Here is an 18,220-nt window from a genome sequence, read left to right on the forward strand (position 1 = left end):
TGAATGCGAGCAGCACCTTCGCCCGAGGAGATCCGCACGCGCAATCTCGCCGCGTTGCTGCGGCATGTGCACCGTGACGGCGCGGTGTCGCGCGCCGCGCTCGCCGAGCGAATGGGGTTGAACCGCAGCACGATTCTCGCGCTCACCAACGATCTGGCGGCGGCAGGCCTGGTGAGCGAGGAATTGCCCGGGCAAACCGGACGGGCGGGCAGGCCGTCGCTGGTGGTGCGGCCGCGGGCCGACCGGGTCTACGTCGTCGCGCTGGACGTCGGCGCCGACCGCCTCGCCGCCGCGCGGGTCGGGCTGGGCGGTTCGGTGCTCGAGCGCACCGAGACCGCCCGTCCCGGCGGCGCGTTCGACCCGGACGAGGTGATCGCCGCGCTCGCGGCGATGGCCAGGGCGATGATCGCCACGGCCGCGCCCGACGCTCGGTGCGTTGGCGTCGGGGCCGCGTTCTGCGGCATGGTCCGCGAGGAGGACGGCGTGGTGCGGTACGGGCCGAACCTCGGCTGGGTGGACGTCGCGTTCGGCGCCGAGCTGACCAGGGAGCTCGATCTCGGCCTGCGCGTCGCGGTCGGCAACAACGCCAACCTCGGCGCCCTGGCCGAACGCGAACGCGGTGTCTGCGTCGGCCTGGCGAACTCGATCTACCTGCACGGCGACGTCGGCATCGGCGGCGGCATCATCGTCAACGGCGAATTGCTCGGCGGGGACGGCGGTTACGGCGGGGAAGTCGGCCACATGATCGTGAATCCGGGCGGGCGGCCCTGCGCCTGCGGATCCAGGGGCTGTCTGGAGGCCGAAGCGGGCGAACTCGGGTTGATCGCGGCGGCGGGACGCAGCGATCCGCCCGGGCAAGCGGCGGTGGACGCGATCGTCGAGGCCGCCGCCCGCGGCGACACGACGGCACGGGACGCGCTGCGCCAGGTCGGCGAATGGCTCGGGTACGGCGTCGCCAATCTGGTCAACGTCTTCAATCCGTCGGTGGTGGTGTTCGGCGGCGTGTTGCGGGAGATCTATCTGGCCTCGGCGGCGCAGGTGCGCAGCCGGTTGGCGGTGAACGGCCTGCAAGCCGTCCGCGAACGGGTCCGGTTGCGCACCAGCGCGCTCGGCGGCGACGCGACCCTGATCGGCGCCGCGGAGCTGGCCTTCACCGACGTGCTCACCGATCCGCTGCAGACGCCGGCCCGACCGTCCGCCGCGCGCGCCTGAGGATTCCGGCCGGATTCACGCGGCCCCTGCCGCGCTGAACTCCGACAGGTGGCCGGCGAGCAGTCGTACGCGCACCCGCTGTTCCTCGGTGGTTTCCTCGGGGTGGTGGATCTCGATGCTCAGGCGGTCGTCGAAGGTGCTGATGATGATGGTGCCGCTCGGCTGCTGGAGCCGGTGCCCGGTCTTGTCCGGCTTGCCGAGCATGATCGAGCGGAAGTCGGTGATCCGCAGCTCGTCCGGCACCCGTGGTCTGCGCACGCGTCCCCAGTTGGTGGTCAGCACGATTCCCGGTGCGCGCGGTGGAGGGCCCGCGGTGATCTCGGGGATGTGCAGGGGAGTCTGCTGCACCATGCCCGTGTCGAGTCCGGCGCGCAGCGTATCGCTGATGTCGCGGGCCAGATCGACGAGCGTCGCGCCGGTCCGCCGCGCCGGGACGAAGTTCGCGAAGCCGAGCACGTTGGTGCCTTCGGTCATCCCGATCGGTGGCGTCACCCGGCTGCGCAGGTCGACCGAGTAGGTGTAGGACAGGTCGGTCAGCGGCAGCCCGCGCAACTCGGCCTCGGTGAGCAGGATCGCGGCCGAGGCGAGGCCGTTGATCGTGGTGTGCTCCCGGTGCCCGAGCTCGACCAGCGCCGCGGTCTGCTTCCGGGTCAGCCTGCAGCGTGCGGTGCGGGGGACGAGGTAGCCGGGATCCTCCGGGCCCGAGTGACTCCCGGCGACCTCCATGGGGCGGTGCGGCACGGCCGGGGCGTCGATCTTCCGCACGCCGCGCTCGTGCAGTAGGTCTTCCACCGAACGCGGGAAGCCGTGCGGCGGCAGATCGACCTGCCCGCGCCGGACGAGGTCGGTGTAGCAGGACCACAGCTCGGCGAACACGGCCAGCGAATGACAGGCATCCGCGACGCTGTGGTGGGTCACCAAGGTCACCCCCGCGCCGGCGCCGTCGCGGACGACGCCCAGCGCGGCGACCGCGGTGCGCTGGTCCAGCCGGGCGCCGGTGAGCAACCGCTCGGGATCGCCTTCGGCGACCGTCAGCTCCGGTGCGGCTCCCGCTGATTCGAGCAGAAGGTGCCCGCCGCGCCCGTCGGGCTCCAGGCGGGCGCCGAGGATCGGGCGGGAGCGAACCACGGCTTCGAACGCCGCCGACAGCGCGGCGAGATCCAACCGCCCCGCGACCCGAAGCGAATAGCCGACGAGCACTTCGCTGTTGGCGAAGATCGCCTCGCTCGGCGCCAGCGGGCGGATGACGGTTGCTGCGGTCATGTCGCTTCCTTCACCAGAGCCTGTCCCGAGGCTAGTCCGAAGCCCGGACGCGCCAGGCTTTTCGGCAGCATCATCTGTTTGCTGTATCGGCTGATCCGCGGCCGCCGTTTCGTCTCGTTGCCGTAACGACACCTGGTCCGAGACCCACCCTCCGGCCCGGAGCCCAGGGTTAGCTGCGCCAGCTCCTAGAGTGATACTCTAGAGTCCTGCTCTAGAGGAGGCTGCCATGACCGAACTCGTCACCTACCGGCTCGACGGCGGGGTCGCCACGATCACGCTCGACGATGGCAAGGCGAATGTCATGTCCGAGAACATGATCGGCGCCATCGCCGCCGCCCTGGACCGGGCCGAAGCCGACCGGGCGGTCGTCCTGTTGACCGGGCGCCCCCGGATGTTCTCGGCCGGCTACGACCTGGCGACGTTCTCCCGTTCCGCCGACGACATCCGCCGTACCCTGCGAGCCGGCGGCAACCTGGTCCATCGGCTGCTCGGTTTCCCGTATCCCGTCGTGGCGGCCTGTCCGGGGCACGCGATCGCCCAGGGAGCGTTCACGCTGCTGGCCACCGACGTGCGATTCGGTGTCACGGGGGATTTCAAACTGGGCCTCAACGAGGTCGCCATCGGGCTGACCATCCCGCACTACGGCGTGGAAGCGGCGCGGCACCGGCTCACCGCGCCCGGATTCGACCGGGCGGCGAACACCGGAATCCTGGTCGGGCCAGAGGAAGCCAGGGAATCGGGCTTTCTCGACGTGCTCGCCGCCGACGCGGACGACCTGCGCACGCGCGCGACGGCTGAAGCGCACCGATTGACCGGAATCGACTTCGCGGCGCACGCCGGGACGAAACTGCGGGTGCGTGCGCAGGTGCTCGCCGCCGTCCGTTCCGGCATCGACGCCGAGTTCGGCGCGTAGCGGGCCGTGCGCACCCGGGAGCGGATCCTGGCCGAGGCGACCGAACAGCTCCTGGCCAAGGGGTATCCGTCGTTCACGATGGCCGGCGTACGCGATCGGCTGGGCTTGTCCAGCGGCAGCATGTTCCACGCGTTCGGGTCGAAAGCCGAATTGGCCGCCGCGGTCTACGTCTCCGGGATGCTCGACTATCAGCGGACCGTGCTGGACCACCTCGACGCGCCGGATATCGGTCCGGAGCAGGCGATCCGCGCGATGCTCGCGGCCCATCTCGGCTGGGTGCAGGATCATCGCGATCTCGCCCGCTTCCTGTTCGCCACCTTGCCGGACGAGGTGGCACGCGCCGCCGAGCCCGAACTGGCACAGCACAATCGGGCCTTCTTCGACGCGCTGCGGCGCAGGTACCGAGAGTTGCTCGGAACCGCGGACGTGGGCGGCGACGGCTATCCGGTGGCCCACGCGATCTGCGTCGGACCGGCGCAGGAGTATTGCAGGCAGTGGGTGCGCGGGCGCGTATCGTCGCCGCCGCGTTCGCTGACCGCGACCTTCCAGGATGCCGCCGTCGCCGCCCTCGCCACGCTGAGGCGTTAGTCGCTCGACGACCGCGGTCGATCGCTGCTCACCCGTCGACTGCCGTTCACCGCCGTGCGGCCGGATCGAACGGCACCGATGGCCGTCGGCTCTCGCGCGGATCTCCGCGCCGGTTGCGGATCGGCCACGGGTGATCGACAGTTGTTGTCGAGTTTCGGTGCGGCGACGGGAGGCCACCATGGACCGTGCGGACGTGGTAGTCGTCGGGGCGGGATATGCCGGGCTGTGTGCGGCGCGGACGTTGCGAGCGGCCGGTCGGGATGTCGTCGTCCTGGAGGCGAGTGACCGTGTGGGCGGTCGCACGCTGACCGCGCGGATCGGGGACGGATGGGCCGTCGATCTGGGCGGACAGTGGATCTCGGGCGCGCACACGCGATTCGGCGCGCTGGCCGAGGAGTACGGCGCCGCGACCTACGCTCCGCCCGAAGGGGTCGATCTGCTGGTGGAGGGAGTGGTCCGGCGGCCGTTCGCCGGCGCACGCCCGCCGCTTCCGACGTTCGTCCTGCTCGTGCTCGCTCAGGCCATGTGGCGGATGGAACGGATGGCCGCCCGCATCGACCTCGCCCGCCCCTGGACCACACCGGGCGCGGACCGGCTGGACGCGATGACCGCGGCGACCTGGTTGCGCCGGAACGTGCCGGAGCGGCGCGCTCGGAACCTGGCGGAGGTGATGATCGGCGAGGAGTTGTGCGTCGACGTGGGCAGCATCTCGATGCTCGGTCTGCTCACCACGATTCGCTCGGCGGGCGGCGTCGAGGCGGGGATCACCGCCGAGACGGTGACCCGCCTGTTCGTCGACGGCGCCGATGGGCCCGCGCTGGCCATCGCCGCCGAACTGGGCGACGCGGTGCGTCTCGGCGCGGCGGTCACGAGTATCCGTCAGGGCGTGGACGGTGTGCGGGTGAGCGCCGACTCCGGTGACGTGGACGCAGGGCACGTGATCGTGGCGGTGCCGCCCACCCTGGCCGGACGCATCGTCTACGACCCACCGCTGCCCGCCGCGCGGGACCAACTGACCCAGCGCATGCCGATGGGCTCGGTCCTGAAATCGTTCGCGGTCTACGAGCGGCCGTTCTGGCGCGACGACTCGTTCACCGGCCAGTCGCTGAACCTGCACGATCCGGTGCCGGTCACCTTCGACGCGACCCGCCCCGGCGGTCCGGGCGTGCTCGGCGCGCTGGTGCCGGGCCGGGCCGCGCAACGGCTGGCCGCCCTTCCCCCCGGCGAGCGACGCGCCATGATCATCGGTTCGCTCGTGCGCGCCTTCGGGCACGTCGCCCGCGAGCCGATCGAATGGCACGAAAAGGTCTGGGCCGACGATCCATTCGCCCGCGGCGGCTACAACTCCTTCTTCCCGCCGGGCGTCCTGACCACCCTCGGCTCGGCGCTGCGCCACCCGGTCGGCGCGATCCACTGGGCCGGAAGCGAAACAGCCACGGAATGGTCGGGCTACATCGAGGGGGCGATCCGCTCGGGCGAGCGCGCGGCCGCCGAAGTGCTGGCGGCCGATCGTGCCGTCGCCACAGCCTGATTGCCGCAAGGTCGCCAGAGGACTGGCTCCGGCCTGGGGGAGGGATCACAATGGAGAGGTGTTCCAGCGGATCGTGGTGGGTTACGACGACTCGCCCGGCGCCAGGGCCGCCTTGACGATGGCGCTCGACTTGGCGTCGGTGCACCACGCCGCGCTCACGGTCGTCGCGGTCGAAGAGTATCTGCCGCACTACGGCCCGGTGGTCGGTGAGATCGAGGACGAACGCTCGATCGGGGAACAGACCTGCCGCCAGTGGCTCGCCACCGCCGCTGAGACCGCCGAACAGCGCGGCATCGCGGTGCGGGCCGAACTCCGCGCGGGTCAGGCGGCGCGGGAACTGGCCACGGCCGCCGCCGCTCACGATGCCGACCTGCTGGTGCTGGGGCGCAGTGGGCATTCGGGCATCTGGGGGCGTTTCATGGGCAGCACCGCGGAGAAGGCCGCACGGCACGTCGGATGTTCGGTTCTCGTCGCGCACGACGGCGTCGAGAAGGCCGGGCAGCGGTGAGTGCGGCCTCGTTGCTCGCGGTGGCGCCGCCGCGGAGGCTTCGGGTAAGAGTTCTGCGTGACCGATGAGCTGACCGAGGAACCGGCTGGCATCGCCGATCGCGCGCGAGGCCCCGCGCGACGGCGGGATTTCTGGCGAACCCACGGCTCGGCCTCGTTGGTCGTCGCCCTCGGTGGGGCGCTCGGGGCGCTCGCGCGCTACGGTCTCGCCCAGGGGTTGCCCGGCCGCCCGGGGCACTTCCCGCTGGCCACCTTCGTCACCAATGTCGCGGGCTGCTTCGCGATCGGCGTGCTCATGGTCGCGGTGACCGAGATCTGGACTGTCCACCGGTTGCTGCGTCCCTTCCTCGGGGTGGGCGTGCTGGGCGGGTTCACGACGTTCTCGACGTACGCCAACGAGGTCCGCGGTCTGCTGCGACCGGACACGATCGTCGTCGCGGCCGGTTACCTGGCGGGCACCTTGATCTGCGCCCTCCTGGCCACTCTCATCGCCATGTGGCTCACCAGGGCCGGATACGAGCGCCTGCGGCACGGGCGGAGGAGGGCGTCATGACCGTGCTTCTGGTTCTCGTAGGGGGTGCGATCGGCGCGCCGTTGCGATATCTCATCGACCGTGCGGTGCAGGATCGCCGCGACAGCCTGTTCCCTTGGGGCACGTTCTCGGTCAATCTGATCGGCTGTCTCGTGCTCGGCGCGCTGAGCGGCGCGGGGACGGCTCTGGCCTCGCCGCTGTTCGTCCTGCTCGGGACCGGATTCTGCGGAGCGCTGACCACCTACAGCACCTTCGCTTACGAAACCGTGCGGCTGGCCGAGCGCGGCGCCTATTTCTTCGCGGCGATGAACGTGGTGGTCAATGTCTGCGCAGGGCTGATCGCGACGGTGTCGACCTATGCGGCAGTGCACGCCCTGTTCGGCTGACCGGCGCCGACGAGCGCGTGTGCGACGTGATCCAGCTCACTCCGCCACGCTGTCGCCCGCCGCTCGGGGTCGGCTAAGCTGACGTGACAGATGCAGATATGCGCATACATTCGGTGCTGGAAGGGGTCTGGGTCGATGGGACACGAACATGGTCACGCGCACGGGCACGGGCTGTCGGGTGCGGCCGATCGCAGGTGGCTGACCATCGCGCTGGCCCTCATCGTCGCTTTCATGTCGGTCGAGGTCGTGATCGGCGTGCTGGCCAACTCGCTGGCCCTGCTGTCGGACGCGGCGCACATGCTCACCGACGCCGCGTCCATTGTCCTCGCGCTCATCGCGATCCGGCTCGCGGCCCGCCCGGCGAACGGCAAGTACACCTACGGGTACAAGCGCGCCGAGATCCTCTCGGCGCAGGCCAACGGAGTCACGTTGCTGGTGCTGGCGGGCTGGCTCACCTACGAGGCCGTGCGCCGTCTGCTGGAGCCACCCGAGGTGACCGGCGGCCTGGTGCTGGCGACCGCGCTGGCCGGTGTGGTGGTCAACATCGCGGCCACCTGGGCGATCAGCAAGGCCAACCGCTCCAGTCTCAACGTGGAGGGCGCCTTCCAGCATGTGCTCAACGACCTCTACGGGTTCATCGCCACCGCCGTGGCCGGCCTGGTCGTGCTGACCACCGGTTTCGCCAGGGCGGACGCGATCGCCACGCTGATCGTCGTCGCGCTGATGGTCAAGGCGGGGCTCGGGCTGGTGCGCGAATCCGGCCGGATCTTCCTGGAGGCGGCGCCCGCGGGCGTCGATCCGGACGCGCTCGGGCGCGGGCTGGTGGACATCGAGGGCGTCGACGAGGTGCACGACCTGCACGTCTGGCAGATCACCTCCGGCGACATCGCCCTGTCGGCGCATGTGCTGGTGCGCGCGGGTGCGGACTGCCACGGACTGCGTCAGCGGATCGAGCATCTGCTCGACCACGACTACGGCATCACCCACACCACGTTGCAGGTCGATCACACCCACGCCGTCACCTCCTCGGCGGGCGCGCAGGCGCAGCGCCTGCTGCCGGTGCTGGAGGACCACTGCGACGACGCCCACGGCCCGGTGCACCGCGACCGCCCGTCATCCGCGGCGAACGCCGCGCCCTGACCTACCGGGCACCACGCGCACGGACGATGGCGGGCGGGATGTCCCGCAGCACCGGAAGGCGCTCGAACAGCGGAAGGCTCACCGCGAGCGGACCCCGGGAAGGGCTGAACGACGTCGTCGTCACCTCCGCCACCCGCGGGCTCCATTCGCGCAGCAGTCGCGCCGCATGGCTACGTTTGACGCCCCACGGCATCGGCGGCACCGTGTAGTGCGGTGTTTTGGCGTAGCCGTTCACGGCCTTGCGCGAGAACCAAGGCGGGATGGCGTCGAACATCAGTTCCACGCCGGGCAGCCGATCGAAGATCGTGGTGCACAGCCTGCGCACCTCGTCCGGTTGGAAGTACATGAAAAGGCCCTGCGCCGTGACGAAGACACCGCGTTCGGCGTCGACCTCGTCCAACCAGGCCGTGTCGAGCGCGCTGATCGGCAGATGACGGCAGCGCTCGCTCGGCGGCAGGAATCGTTCGCGCACGGCGATGCCCTCGGGCACGTCCACGCACAGCCAGCGCACCTGTCCGTCGTCGCACCGTCGGAATTGAGTCTCCAACCCCGCGGCGAGTTCGACGACGGTGCCGCCGGGATGCGCCGCGAGCCAGGGCCGCAGCGCCTGATCGAAACGCAGCGACCGCACCGCGTGCGTGCCGTCGGGCGCGCCGAAGGCCCGCTCGTAGTCGTAGTCGAGCGCGTCGAATATCCGGACGCAATCCGGGTCGCGCAGGATGCCGTCCGCCCGTTTCGCTTCCGCCGCCCGGTTGTAGAGCGTCCACAGCATGGTCTCCGGGACTCCGGTCAATTCGACACTGGTGCCCATGATTTCGTCCTCCCCGGCCCGCGGCCGTCCGCCCGAATGAGCGGACTCAGCCTAACCTCGTTCGGGCCGGAACGGTCAGTGATCCAGGCGGGGGAACGGCCGCTCGGCCTCCACCAGATAGGCCAGCTCCAGCAGGGTGCGTTCGTTGCCGCGGGTGGCGGCGAACTGCACACCGACGGGCAGCCCGGCGTCGGTCAGGCCCGCGGGAACGGTGACGGCCGGCGTCCCGGTGATGTTGTTGATCGGAGTGAAGCAGACGTAGGCGCGCAACCTGTCGATGAGCTCGTCGAACGGCACGGTCGGGCTGAGGTAGCCGAGTTCCGGCGTGGTGTGGCCGAGCGTGGGAAGCAGCACCGCGTCGTAGGGTCCGAGTGCGTGTTCGTAGGTGGCCGCCGCCGCGCGTAGTCGGTAGAGCGTGAGCGGAGCGTGCAAGGCCCGGCGGAGGAAGAGGGTGCGGAGGCCGACGGTGAGGTCGTCCACGCGGCGCGCGTCGAATCGGCGGTCGAGGAACCGTCCCGTCGTGGTGATCGCGGCCGCGAGCAGGCCCCAGTAGTGCAGGAAGGCGCGTTCGATCGTCGCGTCGAACGGCAGCGGGACCGGCTCGACCGAATGGCCGCCTGCCTCGAGGACGCGCGCCACCTTTTCGACTGCCTCCCGGGTCGGACCGGCGGCCAGCGGCCCTGCGAGGTTGTCGAGCACGACCGCTATCCGCATGCGCCGGGTCGGAGGGCCCTCGACGCGGCCGATCGGTGGCAGCGCCGGATTCCGCCAGTACTGTTCGGCCGCCGCGGTGTACACCGCCGTGTCGCGCACCGTCCTGGTCAGCACTCCTTCACTGACGATGTCGACCGGCAACGTGCGCGCCAGCCCGGACACCACATGCCGTCCCCGCGTCGGCTTCAAGCCGACCAGTCCGGCGCACGCCGCGGGAATCCGGATCGATCCGCCGCCGTCGTTGCCGTGCGCGATCGGGACGACACCCGCCGCCACCAGCGCGGCGGCCCCGCCCGACGAGCCGCCCACCGAATAGCCGGTGTGCCACGGGTTGCGGGTGGGCGCGAGGTGCGGCGTCTCACTGCTGGCGTTGAAACCGAACTCGGGCATCGCGCTCTTGCCGAGAACGGTCAGGCCGGTGCTGAGGAACTGCCGGGTGTAGCCGCTGTGCGCACCGGCGGGGCGCGCGCGGAACGCGGCCGTGCCCTGATTCGTCGGCATCCCGGCCACGTCGGTGTTGTCCTTCACGAAACTGGGCACGCCGTACAAGGCGCCGGTCCGCTCGACGGGCAGCAGCGGTTGCGTATAGCTCGGGTAGGCGACGGCCGCCAGCTCTTCGACCTGCCCGGCGCGCGCCGCCGCGGCGGCGGCGAGTTCATCTGGCGAGAGCTCGCCGTCGCGCACCAGGGCGGCCAGGGCGACGGCGTCGTGGTCACCGAGCGCGTCGTCACCGAAGGCGTGGACGCGCGTGGGTAGTGGAATATGAGCGTCGGCGGTCATCCCCCGAATCTAATGTGTGCAGCAGGCAGCTCGTCCAGAGCGGAAAGGACAGCAGGTGGCGGCGACATATCCGGATCCGGTGCCGCCGAAGGGCCGGGTCGGCTCGCTGTTGTTCGCCCTGCCGCCCGCGGGCAGGCGGTGGAGCGTGGCGGTGCGTGCCGCGCTGGCGTTCGCCGTCCCCGCCGCGATCGTCACCGGTCTGGGGTATGCGGACGCGGCCGTGTTCGTCATGTTCGGCGCCTTCGCGGTGCTCTATGGCGAGGGGCGGCCGTTCCGGGTGCGCGGCCGGGTCGTGCTGATGGCCGGATCGGCGCTGCTCGCCGCCTGTGGCGCGGGCGCGCTGATCGGCGGAGTGCTGGACGCGGGGTTCGGTTCGTCGCTGCTCATGGTGCTCGTGGTGTCGGCGATCGCGGTCGTGGCGGTGTTCGTCATCGACGCGCTGCGGCTCGGTCCGCCGGGTGCGCTGTTCTTCGCGCTGGTCTGCGCGGGCGCGATGAAAGCCGTCGAGGCCGGGGCCGCTGTGGTGACGCTGTTGCTCTGTACGGTCTGCGGTGTGGTCGCGTCGATCGTCGTCTCGATGGCCGGGGCGCTGCGCGATCGCCGCAAACCCGAACGGATCGCGGTCGACGCGGCGGTCCGGGCGGTCGACGCCTACGTCGCGGCCCGGGAGGCGGGGACGCCCGCCATCGACCTACGCCACCGGGCGGGCGCGGCGATGGCGGACGCGTGGGCGGCGGTGTACGACGCGGGCCTGCCCTCGGACCCCGGGGAAGCCGAACTGCTGGCCACCCTGCAGGGCGCGCGGCGCGGCCTCGCCGGGCACGTTCCCGACGACGACACCGACGATTTGCTAGTCGATCCGCTGGTCTCGTTCGCCCGGCCCAGCGTCGGCTTCCGCCTGCGGCGTTCTCTGTCGTTCTCCTCGCACGCGGCGATCAGCGCGATGCGCGTCGCCGCGGGCTGTGTGGGCGCGGGTGCGCTGAGCGCGCTGCTCGGTCTGGACCGGCCGCACTGGGCGGTGCTCAGCGCCCTCATCGTCCTGCAAGCCGGGCCCGATCGCGTGCGTGGGCAGGTGCGGGCCATTCACCGGTTCGTCGGAACGATCGCGGGCCTCGGGCTGTTCGCGCTCATCTACCAGCTCGGGCCGACAGGGTACGCGCTGATCGCACTGGTCGCCGCGTTGCAGTTCTGCATCGAGCTGTTCGTGCCGCGGAATTACGCGCTGGCCGTAGTCTTCATCACGCCGGTCGCGCTGATCGCGGGCGGGGTCGCCACCACGGGCGGCCCGATCGGGCCGGTGATCCGCGATCGGCTGTGGGAGACGATGATCGGCGTCGCCGTCGCCGTGCTGGCGCTGCACGGCGTGGCGCCCCACGGGCACCGGCGAACCTTCCACCGGATGGCACATCGGGTGCGCGCAGCCGCCCGCGCCCTGCTCGACCACTTGCGCCGCAAGCCGATGGACGCCGAAGCGTGGGTGCTGGTCCAGCATCTGCAATTCGAACTGGTCGGCGTGGTCCGCAGCGGTATCGACTCGGCGACCGACGACCCCGAGTGGACCAGCGAGTACTGGCCGGAACACGCGGCCATCGCGCACTTCGGCCACGATCTGCTCGCCGCTTGCTGGGTGCTGCAACCCGGCCAGCGGCTGTCCGACGTGGACGGCTGGGCGGCCCGCCTGACGGCAGCCCGGTTCGACCCGGAAGCGACGGCGGAACCGCCTGCTAGCGTTCGGCGCATGCATGACAGCGTGACCGTCCGGATGGCCGCCCCCGCCGACAAGATCTGGGGACTGGTCAGTGACATCGCGAACACCGGGCGGTTCAGTCCGGAGACGTTCGCCGCGGAGTGGCTCGGCGGCGCCACCGGGCCCGCGGTGGGCGTGAAGTTCCGCGGTCACGTCAACCGCAACGGCTGGGGGCTGAAGTACGCGACGGTGTGCCGCATCGTCGCCTGCGAGCCCGGTCGCGAGTTCGCGTTCACCGTGCTCGGACCGAAGGGCATGCCGGTCAACACGTGGCGCTACGTCTTCGAACCGGTCGACGGCGGCACCGATGTCACGGAGTCGTTCCAACTGCACAGCAACCCTGTGCTGCGGCTGTACTGGTTGCTCGCCGGGTGGACGCGCGGCAAGACCAACGTCGAGGGCATGCGCGAGACGCTGAACCGGATCAAGGCCGTCGTCGAATGACCCAGTCCGACAGCCGCCCGGAAACCTCGACTGCTCCCGTGCTGCTCGTGCTCGGCGCCGGTCCCGGTGTCGGGCTTTCGGTCGCAGGCCTGTTCGCCGCCGACGGCTTCACCACCGTGCTGGCCTGCCGGTTACCCGAGGAGGCCGAACCGCTGGCGGCGCGGTTGCGCGAGCAGGGGTTCCACGCGGAAGGCGCCGGGGTGGATCTGCGCGATCCCGCCGACGTGGGCCGGGTCGTCGCGGAGGTGGGCGAACGCTACGGCCGCATCGACGTGTTGCACTTCAATCCCAGCATCTTCCGTGAGGCCGATCCGTTGCAGCTCTCGGTCGCCGCATTGATCGAGGACTTCACCGTGGGCGCCGCGGCTCTACTGCCCGCGGTCCAGGCAGCGCGCCCATTCCTGGCCGATGGCGCCCGCGTGCTGGTCACCGGGAGTGCGGCCGCGGACAAGCCGTGGCACCGGGCCGCCTCGCTCGGCGTCCAGAAGGCGGCGGTGCGCAACCTGGTCACCAGCTTGGACGCCACCCTCGCGCCCGTCGGCGTACGGGCCGTCGCGGTGCAGGTCAACGGAGTGCTCGGCGAGGGAGCGTTCACGCGGGACCGGGTCGCCGCGGCGCTGCACGCGGCGGCCACCCGCCCCGTCGAGGGGTGGACGCCGCACGTCTCCTACGACGGCTGACTACCTGGGCCGGATCGCCGCGAACTCGATGGGCAGGTGCGCGGGCCCGCGCAGATTCACGTGTTCCCGGTACGGCGGCGGGTCCACCGGCAGCGAGGGGTCTTCGACTCGTTGCGCGAACCGGGTCAACGCCACTCGCGCCTCCAAGCGAGCCAGGGGAGCGCCGAGGCAGAAATGCGCCCCGAGGCCGAAGGCCAGGTGGCGGTTCTCGCGCGCCGGATCGAATCGGCCGGGGTCGCCGAACACCGACGGGTCGCGGTGCGCTGCGGCGATCAGCAGCACCACCAGATCGCCGCGCTCGATGTCCATGCCGCCGATGCTCAGTTCGTCCGCGGCGACGCGCGGGATCAGCTGGACCGGCGGGTCGAAGCGCAGCGTCTCCTCGACGACGCCCGCCGCCCGGTCCGGATCCGCCCGGAGGGCGGCGAGTTCCTCCGGCCTGCGCAGCAGGGCGAGGATCGCGTTGGCGATCAGGTTGACGGTGGTCTCGTGCCCGGCGACCAGCAGCAGTGCACACGTCGAGATCAGTTCCGCGTGGGTGAGCACGTCCCCGGCGTCTTCGGCGGCGATGAGTTCGGACAGCAGATCCGGACCCGGGGTGCGCCTGCGGCGGTCGATGAGTTCTTCGAAGTAGGCGTGCAATTCGGTCCCGGCGCGCCGGATCTCGGCTGGGTCGGCGCGAAATTGGGCGGCCGCGCGGGACGTCGGGTCGAGCGTGCGGGACAGCAGCGCCGACCAGGCGCTCAACCGCGCCTCGTCCGCCAGCGGGACGCCCAGCAATTCGCAGATGACGGTCACCGGCAGCGGATAGGCCAAGTGGTCGACGGCGTCGAATCGTCCCGCACGAGCGCGCTGGTCGAGCAAGTCGTCGACGATCTCGGTGATCCGGGGCTCGAGCTGCCGCACGACGCGCGGGGTGAACGCCTTGGACACCAGGCGGCGCAGGCGGGTGTGATCGGGCGGGTCGAGGAACAGGAACGACGGTTTCGCCTGTGCCGCACCGTCTTCGCGCGTCCCGTCGTAGATCGGCATCGAGCCGAGCTGCAACCGGGCCAGTGACCGGTCGACGCTCGCGCGCGGATCGCGCAGTACCGCGGCGCAGTCGGCGTAGCGGGTCAGCACGACCACCGGCGCCGTGCCGATCCGGAACGCGCCGCAGTCGCGTAGCCGCGCGAACAGCGGGTACGGATCCGGCCGCACCGCGGGGTCGAGCAGGCGCACGTAGTCGTCGGTCGGGTGGTTCGTGGTCGTCATCGACACTCCCAGCTGTCCGGCCCGGAACGGGCATCGGTATCGCCAGTATTATTCCGATACCGTCAGTAGGAAAGCAATACCGCGACGGGATGCGAAAATAGCGCCATGACACTGCGGCGCCCGGTCGACGATTCGGTCACCCGCGTCGTCGAACTGCTCGGCGACCGGTGGACCATCCTGCTCATCGCGGAGGCGTTCTTCGGGGTGCATCGTTTCAGCGATTTCGCCCGCAATATCGGCATCACCAACCGCAACCTGCTCACCAGCCGCCTGCGCATGCTGATCGACGCGGGCATCTTCACTCGCACCGACCACGGCGGCGGGCGCGTCGACTACCACCTCACCGCCGCGGGCCGCGAGTTGTATCCGATCGTCACGGCGATGATGGTCTGGGGTGATCACCACCTGGTCGGGCCGGAGGGCAGGCCGGTCGTCCTGGAACATCGCACCTGCGGGGAGGAGACCTCACCCATGCTGGTCTGCGACCACTGCCGTGAGCCGATCGACCCGCGCGAGGTCGAACCGAAGGCGGGTCCCGGTTTCCACCTGCCACCGGGTGCCGAACAGGCCGGTTGAGAAAATCGCTCGGGCCGCGCATCCAGGCATCGGCGCTGACGACGTATCGAACTCGCGGTGGGCGTCACCTGTTCCGAGCGGGACGAGAGGGGTAGGCCGGCGCGGCGATCGCGGGCCCCCTGAAGTGTGTTGCGCCGAGCGGCGCTCAGTGCAGCTGGTTGACGAATGCCTCGGCGAGATAGAGCGGTAGGAGTAAGTAGTACAGCAGCATCGCCATCGAGCCGGCTCCGATCGTCAACGCGGGGTCCCGCGCGGTGCCGTCGCGAGTGTGCCGCGCAGGGATTGGAGACCGAGTGGTCTCGCGAGTGCAGGAATGTAGTGCAGCTTCCCGACATCGGCAAGGGCGGCCAGCGTGTCGGCCGGCCGGACCCTATCGAAGCGCGCTGCCCTGCACCCACTGATCCCACGGCAGCCCCCAGTCGCCGTTCTGCCAGACCTCCAGCGGGGCGCCTCCGGTGTTGCGGATCTCCACGACGTCACCGGGGACGGCGAAATCGAAGAACCACCGGGCGTTCTCGCCGCTGAGATTGAGGCAGCCGTGCGAGACGTCGGTGTTGCCCTGGGCCCAGATGGTGGAGTCGAGCTGGTGCAGGTAGATGCCGTCGGTGCTGATCCGGGTCGCCCAGCCGATGGCCTCCTTGTAGCCCAGGCGGGAGTTGATCGGCAGGCCGTAGGTGGAGGAGTCCATGATCACCGGATTGGCCTTGTCCATCACCGTGTAGATCCCGGGCTGGGTCCAGAACGTGAGCGTCTTGCCGCCGATGACCTCGCTGCCGCCCATACCCATCGAGGTCGGCATGGTGCGGATCAGCTTGCCGTTCTCGAAGACCTGGATCTGCTTGGTGTTGTCGTCGGCGATCGAGACGTGCGACGCGCCGATGGTGAACGTGGTCTTGGTGTCCTCCTGGCCGTAGAGCCCGCGGCCGAGTTCCTGGCCGTAGATGTTCGCCGCCACACTGACCTTGGTGCCCGGGGTGTAGTACTCCCGCGGCCGCCAATGCACGTTGCGATCGTCCAGCCAGTACCAGGATCCCTCCACCGGCGGGTCGGTGGTGACCGACAAGTGCTTCTCGGCGACGGCGCGGTCGGGGACGTCTTCGTCGAAGTGGGCTACCACCACGGTGCCCACTCCGAACGTGCCGCCGTCGGACAGCGGTGTGCCGCCCGTGGTGGTCAGCGACACCTTCGTCTGATTGTTCGGGGTCAGCGTGGAGAAGGTCGCGGTGGTCGGCCCGGTCCTGCCGGTGACGGTGAGCCCTTCCGCGGTCACCGTGTACGTGCGGCCGTAGCCGAGCGGTTCGGTGGGCTTCCAGGCCGTCTTGTCCGGCGTCATGATCCCCTCGACCGCGTTGCCCTGCTCGTTGGTCATGGTGACCGAGGTCAGCTGCCCCTCGGAGGCGCTGACCTGGATCGGTGCGAGCGGATCGACGTTGCGGGCCCCCGACGCGGGCGTGATGGTGAGGGGCGAGGGCGCCGGGCCTGCCGCTCCCGGCGTACCGCCCGGCTCGGACGACGACGAGCACGCCGCCACGATTACCGCCATGACCAGGGCGATCCCCGCGACGACTCCGGATCGGACGCGACTGGTCGCCAATGCATTTCTCCTGTTTCAGCCCAGCGCAAACGAATGGCGCACCCGCGCCTACTGCCCCTTCGCATTTTACCGACCGCTCCCATGCGCAACCCCATGCGAAGGAGGACCCACGGCAGATTCCCAGCCGGCACACAGGAAGGGGCTCGGCGGCGGGATCGTCGACGGCTGCGCGGCCAGGGGTGACGGCCGAAAGTGCCGATCGGGACGGTACCGGTGCGTGCCATGCTGGGGGCCGGAACCGACCGAGGGGAACGCATGCAGAATCGCCCATCGGCAGCGGAGCTGCTGGAATCGATCGCCGAATTGCTCGAGCAGACGCTGCTTCCCGCCCTGCCCGCGGGGTTGCAGCACAAGGCGCGGGTGGGCGCCAATCTCGCCAGGATCGTGCGCAGGGAGATCGAATCGGGCCCCGCCGCGGCCGAGCACGAGCGCGAGCTGCTCGACGCGGTGGCCGAGGGGGATGACGAGCGACTCTGGGAAACGCTGGTTTCGATCGTGCGGGCCGATTTGGCGATCGCCAAACCCGGGTACGACGCCTGGGCGGGCGAGTGAGCGCCGACCTGGCACGCGGTTTGGCCCGGTTCCTCGAGTCGGGGAGCGGCCGCGCGGTGACGGTGTCGAACGTCGAATACCTCTCCGCGGGCGCCCGTCGCCGCAACGTCGCCTTCGAAACCGACCTGGGGGGCGGGACGCGCCGCATGGTCGCGACCATCGTGCCGAGCGCGATCGAGCTGGTTCCGGTCGACGTGGAGGCCGCCGTCCGCGAACTGGCACGGACGCACGGTGTGCCGGTGCCTCCCGTGGTGGCGATCTGTACCGACAGCGCCTATGTCGGCGGGCCGTTCGTGGTCTCCGAACGGGTGGACGGGGAAACCGTGCCCCGCAAGGTATTACGGCTGACGGAGGCGGCGGGTCTCGGCGAACGGGTGGCCGAACAGCTCGGTGAGGCCATGGGCCGTCTGCATGCCATCGACCCCGCGTCCGCGCCCGCTCGCCTGCCCGAAGCGGCCGCCGATCCGGAACTGCAGCTGACCGAGGCGGGCGAGCACGTGCGCGCGCTCTTGCCGGACCGGCCGGTGTTCGCCCTCGCGCTGCGCTGGCTGGAACGCCATTGCCCGCCCGCGCCGCCCCGTACCGCGCTGCTGCACACCGACATGCGCAACGGCAACATCATCGTCGGGCCCGACGGCCTGCGAGCCGTGCTGGACTGGGAAGGCGCGCAGCGCCACGGCGATCCGATGCGCGACGTGGCTTGGCCCGCGCTGCGCATGTGGCGCTTCCGCGCGGACGACCGGGAATTCGGCGGGCTCGCTGGCCGCGCCGCGTTCGTGCGCGGCTACCGGCGCGCGGGCGGCGGTTTCGACGAGGACCGGTTCCGCTGGTGGAAGGTGATGTGCACGCTCGCCTGGGGCATCGGGCTGGCCGGGCAGGCCGCGGCACACTCGGACGGCAGCGTGCGAGACATCGTGATGGCGGCCAGCGGGCGCCGCGTGTCGGAAATCGAATGGGACCTGCTGATGCAGATCCGACCCACTGCGAAAGGCTGAT

Annotated in this window: 18 protein-coding genes and 1 pseudogene; 14 read left to right on the forward strand and 5 right to left on the reverse strand. The window is 70.6% G+C overall.

Annotation, left to right across the window (positions count from 1 at the left end):
* Positions 1 to 3 precede the first annotated feature (3 nt).
* Positions 4 to 1,212 carry an ROK family transcriptional regulator gene (locus ABZ420_RS23040; protein ID WP_357126140.1) on the forward strand — a complete coding sequence of 403 codons (1,209 nt, stop codon included), beginning with the start codon at positions 4 to 6 and terminating at the stop codon, positions 1,210 to 1,212.
* Between the two features lie 15 nt (positions 1,213 to 1,227).
* Here the strand turns inward: ABZ420_RS23040 and ABZ420_RS23045 are convergent, their stop codons facing one another.
* Positions 1,228 to 2,475: a hypothetical protein gene (locus ABZ420_RS23045; protein WP_357126143.1), complete on the reverse strand. Its 1,248-nt coding sequence runs from the start codon at positions 2,473 to 2,475 to the stop codon at positions 1,228 to 1,230.
* A 226-nt stretch (positions 2,476 to 2,701) separates the two neighbouring features.
* On the opposite strand from ABZ420_RS23045, the gene ABZ420_RS23050 reads away from it, so the two are divergent.
* The 7 genes from ABZ420_RS23050 (at position 2,702) to ABZ420_RS23080 (ending at position 8,072) form a co-directional block, all read left to right on the forward strand.
* Entirely contained in the window at positions 2,702 to 3,388 is a 687-nt protein-coding gene (locus ABZ420_RS23050; RefSeq protein WP_357126146.1) for a crotonase/enoyl-CoA hydratase family protein, read from the forward strand.
* 6 nt (positions 3,389 to 3,394) lie between these two features.
* Entirely contained in the window at positions 3,395 to 3,976 is a 582-nt protein-coding gene (locus ABZ420_RS23055) for a TetR/AcrR family transcriptional regulator (RefSeq protein WP_357126148.1), read from the forward strand.
* Positions 3,977 to 4,106: 130 nt separating this feature from the next.
* Complete coding sequence (locus ABZ420_RS23060; RefSeq protein WP_357126151.1) at positions 4,107 to 5,507, forward strand: flavin monoamine oxidase family protein; 1,401 nt, start codon at positions 4,107 to 4,109, stop codon at positions 5,505 to 5,507.
* Positions 5,508 to 5,565: 58 nt separating this feature from the next.
* Positions 5,566 to 6,015, forward strand: a complete 450-nt coding sequence (locus ABZ420_RS23065; RefSeq protein WP_357126154.1) for a universal stress protein — start codon at positions 5,566 to 5,568, stop codon at positions 6,013 to 6,015.
* A 57-nt stretch (positions 6,016 to 6,072) separates the two neighbouring features.
* A complete protein-coding gene (locus ABZ420_RS23070; RefSeq protein WP_357126157.1) occupies positions 6,073 to 6,567 on the forward strand; it encodes a CrcB family protein in 495 nt (164 codons plus the stop codon).
* Positions 6,564 to 6,932, forward strand: coding sequence for a fluoride efflux transporter CrcB (gene crcB, locus ABZ420_RS23075; RefSeq protein ID WP_357126160.1), 369 nt, complete (start codon positions 6,564 to 6,566; stop codon positions 6,930 to 6,932). Before ABZ420_RS23070 ends, crcB begins: the two co-directional genes overlap by 4 nt.
* A gap of 135 nt (positions 6,933 to 7,067) precedes the next feature.
* Positions 7,068 to 8,072: a cation diffusion facilitator family transporter gene (locus tag ABZ420_RS23080; RefSeq protein WP_357126163.1), complete on the forward strand. Its 1,005-nt coding sequence runs from the start codon at positions 7,068 to 7,070 to the stop codon at positions 8,070 to 8,072.
* A gap of 1 nt (position 8,073) precedes the next feature.
* Here ABZ420_RS23080 and ABZ420_RS23085 read toward each other — a convergent pair whose 3' ends face one another.
* Both ABZ420_RS23085 and ABZ420_RS23090 read right to left on the reverse strand, forming a co-directional pair.
* On the reverse strand, positions 8,074 to 8,883 hold the full coding sequence (locus ABZ420_RS23085; protein ID WP_357126165.1) for a class I SAM-dependent methyltransferase: 810 nt from the start codon (positions 8,881 to 8,883) through the stop codon (positions 8,074 to 8,076).
* A gap of 75 nt (positions 8,884 to 8,958) precedes the next feature.
* Positions 8,959 to 10,377 carry an amidase gene (locus ABZ420_RS23090; RefSeq protein ID WP_357126168.1) on the reverse strand — a complete coding sequence of 473 codons (1,419 nt, stop codon included), beginning with the start codon at positions 10,375 to 10,377 and terminating at the stop codon, positions 8,959 to 8,961.
* Positions 10,378 to 11,320: 943 nt separating this feature from the next.
* Between ABZ420_RS23090 and ABZ420_RS23095 the strand changes: the two are divergent.
* From ABZ420_RS23095 to ABZ420_RS23105, 3 genes and pseudogenes are all read left to right on the forward strand, one after another.
* Positions 11,321 to 11,716: pseudogene (locus ABZ420_RS23095) on the forward strand (FUSC family protein); the annotation flags it as partial.
* 399 nt (positions 11,717 to 12,115) lie between these two features.
* Positions 12,116 to 12,568, forward strand: a complete 453-nt coding sequence (locus ABZ420_RS23100; protein WP_357126327.1) for an SRPBCC family protein — start codon at positions 12,116 to 12,118, stop codon at positions 12,566 to 12,568.
* Complete coding sequence (locus ABZ420_RS23105; protein WP_357126171.1) at positions 12,565 to 13,248, forward strand: SDR family NAD(P)-dependent oxidoreductase; 684 nt, start codon at positions 12,565 to 12,567, stop codon at positions 13,246 to 13,248. Before ABZ420_RS23100 ends, ABZ420_RS23105 begins: the two co-directional genes overlap by 4 nt.
* Here the strand turns inward: ABZ420_RS23105 and ABZ420_RS23110 are convergent, their stop codons facing one another.
* On the reverse strand, positions 13,249 to 14,502 hold the full coding sequence (locus ABZ420_RS23110) for a cytochrome P450 (RefSeq protein WP_357126174.1): 1,254 nt from the start codon (positions 14,500 to 14,502) through the stop codon (positions 13,249 to 13,251).
* Positions 14,503 to 14,607: 105 nt separating this feature from the next.
* Between ABZ420_RS23110 and ABZ420_RS23115 the strand changes: the two genes are divergently transcribed.
* Positions 14,608 to 15,078 carry a helix-turn-helix domain-containing protein gene (locus tag ABZ420_RS23115; RefSeq protein WP_357126177.1) on the forward strand — a complete coding sequence of 157 codons (471 nt, stop codon included), beginning with the start codon at positions 14,608 to 14,610 and terminating at the stop codon, positions 15,076 to 15,078.
* Positions 15,079 to 15,448: 370 nt separating this feature from the next.
* Here ABZ420_RS23115 and ABZ420_RS23120 read toward each other — a convergent pair whose 3' ends face one another.
* The gene (locus ABZ420_RS23120) at positions 15,449 to 16,621 is read right to left on the reverse strand and encodes an Ig-like domain-containing protein (RefSeq protein WP_357126330.1); all 1,173 of its coding nucleotides are present in this window, start codon (positions 16,619 to 16,621) and stop codon (positions 15,449 to 15,451) included.
* Positions 16,622 to 16,927: 306 nt separating this feature from the next.
* Between ABZ420_RS23120 and ABZ420_RS23125 the strand changes: the two genes are divergently transcribed.
* Together ABZ420_RS23125 and ABZ420_RS23130 are read left to right on the forward strand one after the other, a co-directional pair.
* A complete protein-coding gene (locus ABZ420_RS23125) occupies positions 16,928 to 17,224 on the forward strand; it encodes a DUF6285 domain-containing protein (RefSeq protein WP_357126181.1) in 297 nt (98 codons plus the stop codon).
* Complete coding sequence (locus ABZ420_RS23130; RefSeq protein ID WP_357126184.1) at positions 17,221 to 18,219, forward strand: phosphotransferase family protein; 999 nt, start codon at positions 17,221 to 17,223, stop codon at positions 18,217 to 18,219. The genes ABZ420_RS23125 and ABZ420_RS23130 overlap by 4 nt, the downstream gene beginning before the upstream one ends.
* Position 18,220: the final 1 nt, after the last annotated feature.

It is taken from the genome of Nocardia sp. NPDC005745, from assembly GCF_040630775.1.
Classification (GTDB): domain Bacteria; phylum Actinomycetota; class Actinomycetes; order Mycobacteriales; family Mycobacteriaceae; genus Nocardia.

Coding starts and splice junctions, on each gene's coding strand:
- ABZ420_RS23085 (WP_357126165.1), bottom strand. CDS start 8,883: ATGGGCACCAGTGTCGAATTGACCGGAGTCCCGGAGACCATGCTGTGG.
- ABZ420_RS23115 (WP_357126177.1), top strand. CDS start 14,608: ATGACACTGCGGCGCCCGGTCGACGATTCGGTCACCCGCGTCGTCGAA.
- ABZ420_RS23110 (WP_357126174.1), bottom strand. CDS start 14,502: ATGACGACCACGAACCACCCGACCGACGACTACGTGCGCCTGCTCGAC.
- ABZ420_RS23120 (WP_357126330.1), bottom strand. CDS start 16,621: ATGGCGGTAATCGTGGCGGCGTGCTCGTCGTCGTCCGAGCCGGGCGGT.
- ABZ420_RS23050 (WP_357126146.1), top strand. CDS start 2,702: ATGACCGAACTCGTCACCTACCGGCTCGACGGCGGGGTCGCCACGATC.
- ABZ420_RS23105 (WP_357126171.1), top strand. CDS start 12,565: ATGACCCAGTCCGACAGCCGCCCGGAAACCTCGACTGCTCCCGTGCTG.
- crcB (WP_357126160.1), top strand. CDS start 6,564: ATGACCGTGCTTCTGGTTCTCGTAGGGGGTGCGATCGGCGCGCCGTTG.
- ABZ420_RS23045 (WP_357126143.1), bottom strand. CDS start 2,475: ATGACCGCAGCAACCGTCATCCGCCCGCTGGCGCCGAGCGAGGCGATC.
- ABZ420_RS23080 (WP_357126163.1), top strand. CDS start 7,068: ATGGGACACGAACATGGTCACGCGCACGGGCACGGGCTGTCGGGTGCG.
- ABZ420_RS23125 (WP_357126181.1), top strand. CDS start 16,928: ATGCAGAATCGCCCATCGGCAGCGGAGCTGCTGGAATCGATCGCCGAA.
- ABZ420_RS23100 (WP_357126327.1), top strand. CDS start 12,116: ATGCATGACAGCGTGACCGTCCGGATGGCCGCCCCCGCCGACAAGATC.
- ABZ420_RS23090 (WP_357126168.1), bottom strand. CDS start 10,377: ATGACCGCCGACGCTCATATTCCACTACCCACGCGCGTCCACGCCTTC.
- ABZ420_RS23040 (WP_357126140.1), top strand. CDS start 4: ATGCGAGCAGCACCTTCGCCCGAGGAGATCCGCACGCGCAATCTCGCC.